Below are 13,500 nucleotides of genomic sequence, written 5' to 3'. Positions count from 1 at the left end.
CGCCCCGCGTCGCTCAGGCCTGACCGGTGGTGCGCCAGCCGCCGTGGTACTCGGTGCGGGCGGTCTCGGCGTAGGGCACAGGGCTCACCACGGCGCGCACCGCGATCTGCTCGTGCGGCTCGACGGTCGTCTTGCCCGACCCGCCGTCGGGCTCACCCCACACCACGCGCACCTCGGCGCCGATCGGCACGTCACGGTCGACCGTCGCCAGCGACAGGCCGCGCTTCTCGTTCGCGGTGACGCCGGTGAACAGCGACAGCCCGACGGTGTTGCCGTCGGCGTCGATGACGGCGTCGTAGTTGGACGAGCCGTAGTTGGCGTTCGGCAGGTCGAAGAACTGGTAGCCGGGGCCCTCGCGGTCCAGGGGCGAGGCGAGGATCTTCGCGAGGTCCTCGTCGTTCCAGGCGAGCGTGACCTTCTTGCGCTGACGCTCGGGGTCGATCTGCTCGAGCGCCTCGCGGCCGATGAAGTCGTGGTCGAACTTCACGAACGAGCCGTAGCCGAGCTCCCAGGGGTTCAGGTAGTAGTCGTCGATGCTGTCGGAGACGAAGGAGCCGGCGAGGGCGTTGATGGCCTCGTAGCTGTTCGCGGGAAGCCACTCGCGGTAGCGGCGCTCGATGTCGCTGCCGGTGTAGATGGCCGGAAGCGGCGAGGGGATCCAGCCCGACTCGAGGGTGTTGGAGGAGTACGCGCGCGAACCGCAGGGCTCGATGCCGAACTCGGCGCCGGCCTCGAGGATCGCGTCGCGGATCTTGCCGTGGTGCTCGTACGGACCCCACAGCTCCAGGCCCGGGGCACCGGCCATGCCGTGGCGGAGGGTGCGGACGTTCTCGCCGGCGATCGTCATCTCGCCCATGTGGAAGAACTTGACCTTCTCGACCTCGCCTCCGGCGAGCTTCTCGATGATCGCCCAGGCGTTCGGGCCCTGGATCTGGAAGCGGTAGTACTCGCGGTGCACGGCGGCGCCGTAGGGCCGGGAGGGGGAGCGGTCGTCGTAGCGGGTCTCGACGTCGTAGCCGCCGGTCTCGGCGTGGAACTGCAGCCAGTTCGCCGCGGGCGCGCGGCCGACGTAGACGTAGTCGTTCTCGGCCTCGTGGAAGAGGATGCCGTCGCCGATCACGCCGCCGTTGGAGGCGGTGGGGACGAACTGCTTGGCGACGTTGACGGGGAAGTCGGCGAAGCTGTTGATCCCGGTGTCGGAGAGCAGCTGGAGCGCACCGGGGCCCGACATGAAGAAGTTCACCATGTGGTGCGACTGGTCGTAGAGCACGGCGGTCTCACGCCAGGCTTTCTGCTCGCGTCGCCAGTTGGTGAACTCGGCGGGCACCACGGGGTAGATGTAGGTGCCGAGGCGGGAGTTGCGGAGCATCTCCACGGTGTTCCCGCGCTCATCGAGCAGTTCCTGGAGGGTGGCGGCCATGGGGCGTCCTCGACTTCCTTGTCAGCACGGCATCCGCACGTGCGGCGACGGTGGGCGACATCCCTACGAGCGAAGGGATCCGGTAGCCCAGATTGTAGACAAAATCTTGACCATTCCGCTAGGGGTGTGATTCCCTTACGGCATGTCAGAGGCTCAGGGCACACTGCTGGTGGTCAGCGCCCACGCGGGCGATTTCGTGTGGCGGGCCGGGGGCGCGATCGCGTCCGCGGCGATGCGGGGCGACCGTGCCGTGGTCGCCTGCCTGTCCTATGGCGAGCGGGGCGAGTCCGCCAGCCAGTGGTTGCAGGGCAAGGGGCTCGACGAGATCAAGGCCATCCGCCGCGAAGAGGCCGAGGCCGCGGCATCCGCTCTGGGCGCCGAGATCGAGTTCCTCGACCTCGGCGACTACCCGCTCGTCGAGTCGCGCGAGGCCGTGGTGAAGCTGGTCGACCTCTACCGGCGGGTGCAGCCCACCGTCGTGCTCACCCACACCCTGCACGATCCCTACAACGGCGACCACCCCGCCGCGGCGCGGATGGCCCTGGAGGCGCGGATCCTCGCGCAGGCCATCGGCGTCCCGAACGGCGACGGATCGACGCCCACGAAGGAGCAGATCATCGGCGCTCCGCCGGTGTTCTTCTTCGAGCCGCACCAGCCCGAGCAGTGCGACTTCACCCCCAACGTGCTGCTCGACATCACCGAGGCGTTCCCCCGCAAGCGCGCGGCGATGGAGTGCCTCCCCGCCCAGAAGCACATGTGGTCGTACTACACCGACCTCGCCGTGCGTCGCGGGGTGCAGGTCAAGCGCAACGCGGGCCCGAACCTCGGCCTCCCCCACGACACCATGGGCGAGGCGTACATGCGCTATCTCCCGCAGGTCACGAACGTCCTGTCATGAGCGCCCGGCCCGTCATCGTCACCGACATCGCCCGGGCCGACCCCGGCGTGATCGATGCCCTGGCAGCCCACGGGGTCGCCACGGTGCACGAGGCGATGGGCCGCAGGGGCCTCGTGGGGCCAGGGATCCGTCCGATTCAGGATGCCGCGCGCGTGGCCGGCAGCGCCGTCACCGTCTCCTCGGCCCCGGGTGACAACCTCATGATCCATGCGGCGATCGAGCAGTGCCGTGCCGGTGACCTGCTCGTGGTGACCACCACCTCGCCCTCCACGGACGGGGCCTTCGGCGACCTCTTCGCCACGGCGCTGAAGGCGCGCGGGGTCCGCGGCCTGGTCACCACCACCGGCGTTCGCGACATCGCGGACCTGCGCGCCATGGGCTTCCCGGTCTGGTCGAACGGCGTGCACGCGCAGGGCACGGTGAAGGCGACGCCGGGCTCGGTGAACGTGCCGGTCGTCGTCGCGGGCGCCGTGGTGAACCCGGGAGATGTGGTGATCGCCGACGACGACGGTGTCGTGGTGGTGCCGCGCGCTGAGGCCGAGACGGCGCTGGCCGCCGCAGACGCGCGCGTGACCAAGGAGGACGCCGATCGCGAGGCGTACGGTTCGGGACGCGAGTTGAGCCTCGACCGCAAGGGGCTTCGACCGCTGCTGGCGGAGCTCGGTGTCACGTACATGACGCAGGAGGAATATCACCGTGGCGGGCGCTGACGGCGTTCGCTGCATGCTGATGCGGGGCGGCACCTCCAAGGGCGCGTACTTCGTCGCGGGCGATGTCCCTGCCGACGCCGACGCCCGAGACGACCTCCTGCTGCGCATCATGGGCAGCCCCGACGCTCGCCAGATCGACGGGCTCGGCGGTGCGCACCCGCTCACCTCGAAGGTCGCGATCGTCAGCCGGTCGAGCGAGCCTGACGTCGACGTCGACTACCTGTTCCTCCAGGTCGGCGTGGACGAGCCCACGGTCGCCACGACGCAGACCTGCGGCAATCTGCTCGCCGGCGTCGGTCCGTTCGCTGTGGACCGCGGGCTCGTCGATGTCGAGGGCGACCATGCCGTCATCCGTATACGCCTGGTCAACACCGGGGATGTCGCGACGGCGACCTTCCCGCTCGAGGGCGGGATGCCGCGCTACGACGGCGACGCATCGATCGACGGCGTGCCGGGGACGGCCGCTCCGATCGAACTGGAATCGGGCGGCATCCGTCCCCTCCTCCCCACCGGGAATGTGACCGACGTCGTCGCCGGCCGCACCGTCACCCTCATCGACAACGGGATGCCGGTGGTGCTCGTGCGTCCGGAAGCCGTCGGCGCGACGGGGGCGGAGACCCCCGACGCCCTGGAGGCCGACACCGGTGTGCGCGCCGCCGTCGAAGAGGTGCGTCGTGCGGCAGGCCCGCTGATGGGGCTCGGTGATGTGGCCGACCAGACCGTGCCCAAGGTGATCCTCGTGTCTCCCCCCGCCGCGCAGGGGGCGGTCTCGACGCGCGCCTTCATCCCTCATCGGGTCCACTCCTCGATCGGCGTGCTGATGGCGGCGTCGGTTGCTGCCGGGATCTGCGTGCCCGGGACCGTCGCCGCGGACGTCGCTCGCAAGCCGGATGGCGAGCCGGCCGACGGCCTCGCGCTCGACATCGAGCACCCGAGCGGCATCCTCACCTCACGGGTGCGGGTTGCCGCCGGCGACCAGGGCGTCTGGCGCGCGACATCCGCGTCCCTACGCACCGCCCGCAAGATCTTCGACGGCACCGTGTTCCCGCGGCCGCGCCGTTGACCGCCCACCCCGCCAACGTCAGACCCACCCGCGTCAGAGAGGACCGATCATGGCCAGCAGCGAGAACTTCGACCTCGCCCACATCGGCGGCGTCGAGCTGTTCACCCCGAAGTTCGACGAGAGCCTGCACTTCTTCCGCGATCTGCTGGCGATGCGCGTCGTCGCCGAGCAGGGGGACTCGGTGTACCTGCGGTGCTGGGACGAGTACCAGCTGTACACGCTGAAGCTCACCTCCTCCGACACCAACGGCATCGGCCGCACGCTCTTCCGCACGACCAGCCCCGAGGCGCTGGAGCGGCGGGTCGCGGCGATCGAGGCGACCGGGCTGGGTCACGGATGGCGTGAGCCCGAGGTCGGCGTCGGTCGGTCGTACGAGTTCGAAGACCCCGACGGGCATCTGATGGCGGTGTACTACGACACCGAGCACTACGTCTCGGACGACGAGGACCGGCCGGCTCTGAAGAACCAGGCGTCGGCGTTCCCGGGGCGCGGGGTCAATGCGCGCCGCATGGACCACATCAACTACCTCGCGTCCGACGTCAACGCGGCGGGGGAGTTCTGGCGCGACGTGATGCGCTCGCGCGAGTCGGAACGAGTGCGCCTGGACGACGGTCGCTACGGAGCCTGGTGGTTCCGGTTCCAGCAGAAGTCGTACGACGTGGTGTACTCCGATGACTGGACCGGCGAGCGGGGGCGCTTCCACCACTTCGCCTTCGCGCCTGACACCCGCGAGGACATCCTCAAGGCCGCCGACATCTTCCTCGAGAACGGCGTGCACATCGAGTTCGGGCCGTACAAGCACGCGATCAACCAGACGTTCTTCATCTACGTCTGGGAGCCGGGCGGCAACCGGATCGAGCTGGCGAACGCCGGGGCGCGGCTCATCCTCGACCCGGATTGGCCGGTCGTGGAGTGGAGCCAGGCCGAGCGTGCCAAGGGTCAGGCCTGGGGCGCGAAAACGGTTCCCACCTTCCACACGCACGGCACCCCGTTCGTGGAGAACCAGGAGGAGATCGACGCCGCCGCCATGCGCGGCGAGCCCTACAAGAAGCCCTGACCCGGTCGATCAGCCCCAGACGGCGTCGGCGACGGCGACGACCTCGCGGATCTTCGCCCACTGCTCGTCCTCGGTGAGCAGGTTGCCCTCCTCCGTCGAGGCGAAACCGCACTGCGGGCTGAGCGCCAGTTGCCCGAGCGGCGCGAACGCCGCGGCTTCGTCGATACGACGACGCACGGCATCCGGATCCTCCAGCGCACCGCTCTTCGTCGTGATCAGCCCGAGCACCACCGTCTTGTCGCCCTCGGGCAGGAATCGCAGCGGCTCGAAGCCACCCGCGCGCTCGCTGTCGTACTCTAGGAAGAAGCCGTCGTAATCGACCACTCCCAGAAGCTGCTCGGCGACCGGCTCGTATCCGCCCGACGAGATCCACGTGGACCGGAAGTTGCCGCGGCACACGTGCGTGGTGACGGTGAGGTCGTCGGGCCGCCCCTCGAGAATGCGGTTCAGAAGATCGGCGTACCGCTCGGCGATGCCGTCGGTGCGGATGCCGCGGCTGGCGGCCTTGGCCAGCTCCTCCTCGGAACAGAGGTAGGCCCAGGCGGTGTCGTCGAACTGCAGGTACCGGGCGCCCGCGTCGTAGAACGCCTGCAGCGCGTCGCGATAGGCCGTGACGAGGTCGTCGACGATGTCGTCACGCCCGCCGTAGGTGCCCGCGTCGATGTGCCCCGGCTCGAGGCGGAAGTCGAGCACGGTCGGCGCGGGGATCGAGAACTTGGGCACGGCGCCGGTCGTCCGCTCGAGCAGCGACGCCAGCGACCGATAGTGGTCGAGGAACGGATGCCCTTGGCTGAACCCGATCGGCCCGGTGATCTCGATGCCCCGCGGCCGGGTCTGCACGCCCTGGAACTGGATGCCGTGGTCGAGTTCGACGATCTCGACGCCGTCGAGCAGGCCGAAGAAGTCGAAGTGCCACCACGAGCGACGGAATTCGCCGTCAGTGGCGAGCTGCAGCCCCGCGTCCGCCTGCTGCACGACGAGTTCGGCGATCGCGGTGTCTTCGGCGACCCGCAGCCCCTCGGCATCCAGCTCGCCGGCGGCGTGTCGCGCGCGCGCCTCGGCGAGCGCGGGCGGACGGAGGAAGCTGCCGACGATGTCGGCGCGGAACGGTGGCGTGGACATGGGTCGAGCGTAATCACGGCGCCGGCGCGGCGCTCACCCCTCGACACACGGGGTCACGTGTGTCGAGGGGTGAGCTTTCCGATCAGCGCAGTCGCACCGCGTTCCGCGATTCGAGGGTGACCGTCGGGTACCCCTCCAGCGTGCCGGTGACGGCGACCGAGATGCTCGCGCCGCGGTCATCCCTCGTCAGCGTGTACTGGCGGCCGGTCGCACCGGGGATCGGCTCCCCGTCGCGGAGCCACTGGTAGCTGATCGACGCGCCGGGGGTCCAGACCCCGGCCACGGCGGTGACCTTGGTCCCCACCCACGGCAGTCCGATGACGAAGCCCTCGGTGGCGAGCGCCGTCTTCAGCGTCGGCTCCGACCGCAGCGTCACCGTCTCGTAGCCGTCGAGCGTGCCGGTCACCTCGACGCTGAGCGGCTGGCGGAGGTAGGCCGCGCTCACCTTCAGCGTGGCGCTGTTCTGACCGCGAATGGCGCGATCGCCGACGTACCACTGATAGGTGAGCCTCGCCCCCTCGGTCCAGGCGCCCGGCACCGCGGTGAGCCGCTCTCCGACCACGGGCGTGCCGTCGATCGTCGGCGTCGTGGCCTGCAGCACCCGGAGGGTGGGGTCCGACACGACGCTGCGGTCGACGAAACCCGGCGCCGATGCCGTCACCCGCACCGTGATCGCCGCCCCGGCAACGCCTGGTTCGACGACGTAGGTCGCTCCGGTCGCACCCTCGATCGGCTGCCCGTCGGCGAACCACTGGTACGACAGCGTCGCCTCCGCGGTCGACGAGGTGCCGGTCGCGGTGAGCTCGGCACCCAGACGCGCGCTGCCGGTGATCCCCACACCGTCGAGCGCTGCCACCTCGGTGTCGCCGAAGTCCAGCCAGGTTCCCTCGAGCTCGGTGAAGCCCTGGCTCGGCTGGGTGTAGTCGCAGACACCGGTGTCGAACAGCGCCGTGAGACGGTTCCACTCGTCATCGGTCATCTCGGAGTAGTCGCCCCGCACCGGCTCGGTGAGCCGGCACTTCAGCACTTCGGCCGACAGCGGCATCCCCGCCTCCGCTCGCGGCTGCGAGTGGTACGGATACAGCGTGTTGCACGTGGTGGTGGGGTCGTCGTAGTCCAGCACCTCGGAGATGAAGCCGCCCTGGGCGTCGAAGCACCCGTCGCTCAGGCCCGCGGGCCGTGCGGCGACGGTGCGGGCACGATCGCCCGGCCCTCCTGCCTCGACGATCGCGTCGAGCCACGCTTCGAGCTGGGTCAGCGCTTCGGCACGCATCGCCGCCGTCGCCGGGCCGTTGTTGGGGCCGGTCCAGTTGACGTGGGTGTCGGCATCACCCCAGGCCTGCAGCATCCGCTCACGGATGATGGCGGACCGGTACCGCTCGTGGAAGTCGCCCGTCGGGTCGGTGTAGTTGCGGATCTCGATCACCGGAATGGTCTCCAGTCCGCCGGTCATCATGTTGACCCGGCCCGTGGCGAACGCCCGCTCGATCGCTTCGACGCTCGCCTCGGAGCGCTCTGCCGTGCGGGCGCCGTCGACGTCGATGCCGCCGATGTTCTCGTTGAGCGACAGGAACTGCTCGGCGGTGATCACCCCGTCCGCGAGGGCGTTCGATCCGTACTGGATGCCGACGTTGTCGGGCTCCACGCGCAGGCCGCGGCCCTCTTCGTCGGTGCCGTAGACGTTCTTCACCATGTCGGCAATCGTGCACCGGAGGCCGTCGGGGTTGGTCGGCGACCACCGGTCCTCGACCGGGATCGCGGGGTTGCAGCCGCGGTTGGGGTCGTCGACACCGTCGAAGAAGGTGAAGCCGAAGCACGTGCCCGTGGTGGCGTGGCCGGTGACGGCGAGTTTCTGCGCGTCGGTCCAGCCGGCTCCGGCGGGCGAGTTCCAGTAGCCGAGCAGACCGCGGCAGTCGTGTCCGCCGATGGTGGTCGAGCGCTCATCGGGGTAGCCGATCTCGCCCAGGACGCCGTCGAGGATGCCGGGGTAGTTGTTCGACAGCAGCAGCTGCTGCATGGTTCCCGCCGACCCGCCCGAGCCGACCGTGTACGTCACGGGGCCGAGCTGCTCGACGACGTGCTCCTTGACCATCATCGCGGTCTCGGCGCTGGTGACGTCGTTGCAGTTCTGGGCGTAGACGTTGAAGGTCGCCGATGCCACCGCGTACCCGCGGCTGAGGAGGAGGTCGTTCTCGACACCGCCGGTGGACGACCCCTGCCAGTACCCGACACCGCAGGCCCCGCCGAAGGTGTAGGCCAGGCGCCCGTTCCATCCCGCGGGGCTCGCGAACGGGGTGGGTTCGGGGTCGGTGGGCTGGTGCAGCATCGCGGTCTCGTACACCGCGCGATTGATGGTGCCCCGCTCGATGCGGACGACGTAGGGAACCGTGTCACCCTCGATGGTCGTCGTGGTGGCGACATCCGCCGGGGTCGAGCCGTCGGTCGGGTAGTTCGCGAACTGTCCGCCCGTGGTGCGGTAGCGATAGGACACGACGGCTGCCTCGACGTGGCAGTCCTCGTCGACGGGTCCGAGATTCCAGGGCGCGCCCGACGCGGTGCAGTACATCGGATGCTGCGGGCCGGAGAAGACCGGACCGGTGACCGGGTGGTTCTCGACCTCGAGGCTCGCGACCTCGGCCCCCGTCGCCGACGTCACGGTGATCTCGCTGACGCCGACCGGGAGGCCCGTGACCTCGCCGACGAGTCTGCCGTCGAGCGGCGCGAACGCCGCGGTGACGTCCGCGCCGGCTGCGGTGACACGCATCTCGTCGGTGACACCGGAGATGCCGATGAGGGCGTCGCCGCCCGAGACGCTGTCGGCGCGTCCGGAGAGCACCTCGATGGCCGCGTCTGGTGGTGCGGCGAAGGCCGCCACCGGGGTGAGGACGGAGGCGAGGAGCGCCACCGTCGCGGTCGTACACGCCCACAGGCGCGCTCGAGCAGAGGTCATAGGTCCCGAACCTTTCGACGTCATCGTCGTTGACATGCGGCGTCATCGTCGCACGCGAGTCATAGTAGAAGTCACAGTGACGAGCGTCAATGAAAGTTTGTAGTCGATGTTCGGGCGCGCCGAGGTCCGCCCGGGCGCGGCACGCACCGCCCCGGGGGCACGGTCTCGGCGGAGGCTCGCGCCTCAGCCCGTGGCGGGGAGCGGGCGTCCCTGCTGAGGAGAGCCGGTCCCGCTCTCGCGAACGGGGGCGACCCCGGAGACCGGCTCGGCGTCGGGCAGCGGTTCGGCGTCGGGGATCTCGGGCACGACCGAGAGATCAGACGGGATGACCCCGTCGGCGCCGTCTCGTCCCACGCACTGCGCGGCAACGATGATCCGCTCCCCCTCCCGTGCTTCGGGAACATTCAGACGCAGCCACTCCGAGACGGCCGCGAGGGGGATCGCGACGGAGCTGTCCACCGTCTCGACGGGCGGCACGAGGACGATCGGCGTCGACACCTCCGGCACCCCCGGGGCGAGCGGATAGGCGTAGCTGAACTGTGCGGAGACGGCGCCGCCGGTGCAGCCCTCGATCGTCACGGCGCTCGGTGAGCCGGCGGCGCGAAGCGTCCCCACCGTCATGCCCGCAGGAACGACCACGCGGAGCCCCATCGACGCGACGGCGGCGAGGGCGTACTCGCGAACACCGGCGGTGTCGCATTCGACCGTGATCTCGACCGAGCCACCGGGCGGGCGGGGCGCCGAGGAGAACCAGGTCGACACCGTCTGTACGGGCAGGCGCGTCACACCGTCATCGTCGGGGATCAAGAAGACATCCCGCAGCGACGGACCGGGATCGTCTGAGCGATCGAGCGGGGAGTAGAAGAGATTGATGAGACTGGTGCCGTCCGCACATCCCTCGATGAGGATGTCGCCGACGACGCCGGGCTTCACAAGATCTTCGACCACGAGCCCCTCCGGCACCGAGATCGCAAGGTCGTCCTCGGCCGCCGCGGCGACCGGTACAGGACTCATCCCGGCTGTCAGCGCGACCACCGTCGCCACGATCGTCGCCGTCAGGCACACGGCCCCCATGGTTCGCTTCATCGTCGTCCCCCCTGCGCGAGCGTACGCGCAATCGGATCAGAAGGGTGCGACGGCGAGTCCGCCGTTGTCGCCGGTGGGGATGAAGGTGACGCGGGAGGGTGGGTGGCTGTCGTAGGTCTTCCCGCCGGGGCTGGTGAATTCAGGATGCCGCCGGGGAGTTGTTCGACGTGCCAGTTGGTGGCGTGTTTCAGCGTGTGGTGTCGCGCGCATTCGTTGCAGAGGTTGTCGTTGCAGCTCTTCCCACCGTGGGCGAAGTCCTTCGAGTGATCGATGTGGCACAGTTTCGCGGGCCTTCGACAACCCGGTGTTCGACAGGTCACATCCCGGGCATTCAGATACCGGGTTTGCGAGGGATGGAGTTGGTACCTGTCGACGGCGGTGACGACGCCGGTGATGGGGTCGGTCATCACCCGTTCCCAGATCTTCACGGTCCCGGCCATCCGCCTCGCGGTGTCCGGGTCGACGGGGGTGACCCCGTTCAACTCCGCCCCCGAGCTCGTCACCCCCGTCAGCGTGGTGATGGGGATGGTGATCTGCACCTCGGCCCGGATCGCGCCGAGCCCACCGCCGGTGGTGGGGTCGGTGGGGTCGATCACCGGGGAACCTGCGAGGAGCATGTCCAGCGCGAGGTCGCAGCGGATCTCATCCAGGGTCCGCTCATCGAACCACGGCTCCGCATCCTCAGCGGGCGCGCCGTCGCTACCGTTCGCTTCCGCTTCGGCCCGCGCGGCGGCGTAGGCGCGCCGCTTCGCGCGGTCGACGTTCTTGATGGTGGTGCCCTGGGTGGTGAGGCGGTGGTAGGCGCCGTGGATGTAGACGTTGCCGCCCACGATCGTCAACGCCGACAGGGTGTCATCCAGGTCGGTGACCCACACCCGCCGCTGCCGTATCGCGGTATCGTGTCGTTCCTGCAACGGCCGCGGATCCAACACCGCGGCGCGCTGGCGGGCGTACGTCTTCGTCCGCGGCACCGTCTGCCGCTCCGCCTCCACCAACACGACCCGCTCGAACGACGCCCGATCCACCGGGTCCTCGATCACGCGGCCTGCGTCCTGGATCACCTGCGCATGCGCCCGCGACACCCGGCCTTCGACGAGGGCTTCCATCGTCTGCGGGAACCGCTCGACCAGTTCGTGGGCGTCATGCATCTGTGTCTGCATCGACCGGTCGTTCACCCGCACGGCCATGCCGAGCTCGAGCGCCATGGACCGCAGCGGCATGTCCCGCTCTCGCGAGGACACTGACCCGATCCGTGACCGTTGCTCCAGCGTCAACGCGTACGCGTCCGCGAGCAGCCGGGCCTCTTTCGCCTCCAACGCCGCCCGCCGCCGGCGCAGCTTCGCCAGTTCGTCCGCGAACACCCCGGCGCGCTTCTCCTCCGCCCGCCGCCGCTTCTCGTCCGCGTCCACTCGTATCCCCGTCTCGATGACCTACCCACATCATCGCAGAGGGTTCCGACATTGATCGGACAGAATACTTCGAAAATACGAAACTATCTACGACTCCGCGAGCCGCCGCTCGAGCACCCCGCGCGCGAGCGGCTCATCCACCCGGGACACGTGCCACCGCATCCGATCCTCCGCGGCCGGGCCGAGCTCGTCGAAGCGCCTGCCGAACCGGGCGCGCACATCCTCGCGCGGCCAATCGGCGGGCAGCAGCGCCGCCGGAAGCCCCGCATCCACGCCCCGGAACGCCTGCCACTGGATCATCAGCCCCGTCCGCTCCGCCAGAGCCGCCGCCCCCGTGAGTTCCGCCGTCGAGGCGACCAGCTCGCGACGGAACACCTCGTAGCGCTCACCGACGCCGGCGAGATCCCACGCGCGCTGCGGTCCGCCCGGCCCCGCGACATCCAGCTGCGCACGCATCGTCGTGACATCCGGAACCCCGAGGGCGAGCAGCTCCGCTCGAGCGAGCGCCGCGACATCCGAGGGGGAGATCCACACGCCGTCGTAGAGCGGTCCAAATCCCAGGAACTTCAGCCGCGAGCGCGCCGTGTGGCGGAGGGCTCGCTGCGACTCCGGGATCGAGAACGTCACCACGCTCCACGCACCGTCCCACACGACCGGCGCGACCCCGAAGCTCTCGAGCCACAGCGCCTCGTCTTCGATGATCGCCCGTCCCCGCGAGGTGAGGCCGTGGGTGGTCCGGCGGCCCTCCCGACGCTGCTCGAGGAGCTCCAACCGCACGAGCCGCGCGAGCGTCGCCCGCGCCGCGGGCTCCTTCATCCCGAGATCGCCCATCGCACCGACGAGCGCCGCCGAGGGAAGGGGATCGTCGTTGCGCCACCAGTAGTCGCCGAAGAGAGTCAGCACCTGCCGCGCGGGCGACACCTTGCGAAGCGGCCGACCGCCACCGGTCGCGGCCTCCCCCGGAGAGGAGGTCAGATCGGATGACGCGGCGAGGGCCATTCCGACATCCTGGCAGGTCGCACGCTCCCGGCGGCGGGTATCGCCCGACCGGACGCCTCGCTATGGTGTGCGCATGAAGGCCACCATCGCCGGGACGACCATGCCGGTTCTCGAGCTCACGCTCGACCCGGGAGAGCGGATCATCGCCGAAGGAGGGGACGTGTCGTGGCTCACCCCCGGGTTCGACATCCAGACCTCCACCGCGTTCGGCTCGGGCGGCAAGGGCGGCTTCATGAGCGGTCTGAAGCGCATGGTCGGCGGCGGGCAGCTCTTCCTCACCCAGTACACCGCGCAGGCGCCCGGGAGCTTCGTCGCGTTCACCGCCCAGCTGCCGGGCACCATCCGCGAGATCGCGATCGACCCGCAGGACCAGTTCATGGTGCAGTCCGGCGCCTACATGGCCAGCACTCCTGCCGTCGAAGTCTCGGTCGGCCTGCAGAAGAAGCTGGGCGCGGGCATTTTCGGCGGCGCCGGTGTGGTCTTCCAGAAGCTCGCGGGCAACGGCACCGCGTGGGTGCAGCTGGCGGGCGAGATCGTCGAGTACGACCTCGCGGCGGGGCAGTCGCTCCTCATCCATCCCGGGCACCTCGCGCTATACCGGGCTGAGATGCCGCTCGAATTCGCCAGCATCAAGGGCATCAAGAACAAGTTCTTCGGCGACTCGCTCTTCCTCGCCCAGCTGCACGGGCCCGGCCACGTCTGGCTGCAGTCGATGACGCCCGCCAAACTCGCCGCGGCGATCGAGCCCTACCTGCCCGAGAAGTCGAACGACAACAACTGAGGAGG

General features: G+C 69.7%; 11 protein-coding genes. 5 read left to right on the top strand and 6 right to left on the bottom strand.

Features of this window, described 5'->3' with window-relative positions:
* Window positions 1-13: 13 nt before the first annotated feature.
* The gene (ligM, locus tag MA875_RS00765; RefSeq protein ID WP_248239644.1) at window positions 14-1,420 is read right to left on the bottom strand and encodes a vanillate/3-O-methylgallate O-demethylase; all 1,407 of its coding nucleotides are present in this window, start codon (window positions 1,418-1,420) and stop codon (window positions 14-16) included.
* Between the two features lie 142 nt (window positions 1,421-1,562).
* Between ligM and MA875_RS00760 the strand changes: the two genes are divergently transcribed.
* Genes MA875_RS00760 through MA875_RS00745 form a run of 4 tightly spaced genes read left to right on the top strand, consistent with a single transcriptional unit; the run spans window position 1,563 to window position 5,148 of the window.
* Complete coding sequence (locus MA875_RS00760) at window positions 1,563-2,318, top strand: PIG-L deacetylase family protein (RefSeq protein WP_248239642.1); 756 nt, start codon at window positions 1,563-1,565, stop codon at window positions 2,316-2,318.
* Complete coding sequence (locus MA875_RS00755) at window positions 2,315-3,028, top strand: 4-carboxy-4-hydroxy-2-oxoadipate aldolase/oxaloacetate decarboxylase (protein WP_248239640.1); 714 nt, start codon at window positions 2,315-2,317, stop codon at window positions 3,026-3,028. Before MA875_RS00760 ends, MA875_RS00755 begins: the two co-directional genes overlap by 4 nt.
* Window positions 3,015-4,091: a 4-oxalomesaconate tautomerase gene (locus tag MA875_RS00750; protein ID WP_248239638.1), complete on the top strand. Its 1,077-nt coding sequence runs from the start codon at window positions 3,015-3,017 to the stop codon at window positions 4,089-4,091. The genes MA875_RS00755 and MA875_RS00750 overlap by 14 nt, the downstream gene beginning before the upstream one ends.
* Before the next feature lie 49 nt (window positions 4,092-4,140).
* Window positions 4,141-5,148, top strand: coding sequence for a VOC family protein (locus MA875_RS00745; protein ID WP_248239637.1), 1,008 nt, complete (start codon window positions 4,141-4,143; stop codon window positions 5,146-5,148).
* Between the two features lie 9 nt (window positions 5,149-5,157).
* Here the strand turns inward: MA875_RS00745 and MA875_RS00740 are convergent, their stop codons facing one another.
* The 5 genes from MA875_RS00740 to MA875_RS00720 all read right to left on the bottom strand — a co-directional run bounded on the left by MA875_RS00740 (window position 5,158) and on the right by MA875_RS00720 (window position 12,714).
* Window positions 5,158-6,270, bottom strand: coding sequence for a 5-methyltetrahydropteroyltriglutamate--homocysteine S-methyltransferase (locus MA875_RS00740; RefSeq protein ID WP_248239636.1), 1,113 nt, complete (start codon window positions 6,268-6,270; stop codon window positions 5,158-5,160).
* A gap of 82 nt (window positions 6,271-6,352) precedes the next feature.
* Window positions 6,353-9,220 carry a DUF6351 family protein gene (locus tag MA875_RS00735; protein WP_248239635.1) on the bottom strand — a complete coding sequence of 956 codons (2,868 nt, stop codon included), beginning with the start codon at window positions 9,218-9,220 and terminating at the stop codon, window positions 6,353-6,355.
* Between the two features lie 183 nt (window positions 9,221-9,403).
* Window positions 9,404-10,306, bottom strand: coding sequence for a hypothetical protein (locus MA875_RS00730; protein WP_248239634.1), 903 nt, complete (start codon window positions 10,304-10,306; stop codon window positions 9,404-9,406).
* Complete coding sequence (locus MA875_RS00725) at window positions 10,303-11,715, bottom strand: HNH endonuclease signature motif containing protein (protein ID WP_248239633.1); 1,413 nt, start codon at window positions 11,713-11,715, stop codon at window positions 10,303-10,305. The genes MA875_RS00730 and MA875_RS00725 overlap by 4 nt, the downstream gene beginning before the upstream one ends.
* 87 nt (window positions 11,716-11,802) lie before the next feature.
* Window positions 11,803-12,714, bottom strand: coding sequence for a PaaX family transcriptional regulator (locus tag MA875_RS00720; RefSeq protein WP_248239632.1), 912 nt, complete (start codon window positions 12,712-12,714; stop codon window positions 11,803-11,805).
* 73 nt (window positions 12,715-12,787) lie between these two features.
* Between MA875_RS00720 and MA875_RS00715 the strand changes: the two genes are divergently transcribed.
* On the top strand, window positions 12,788-13,495 hold the full coding sequence (locus tag MA875_RS00715; RefSeq protein WP_248239629.1) for an AIM24 family protein: 708 nt from the start codon (window positions 12,788-12,790) through the stop codon (window positions 13,493-13,495).
* The last annotated feature ends 5 nt before the right edge of the window (window positions 13,496-13,500 follow it).

Source organism: Microbacterium kunmingense (genome assembly GCF_023155745.1).
Taxonomy (GTDB): Bacteria; Actinomycetota; Actinomycetes; order Actinomycetales; family Microbacteriaceae; genus Microbacterium; species Microbacterium kunmingense.
This window is presented reverse-complemented; position numbering and strand designations above follow the sequence as displayed.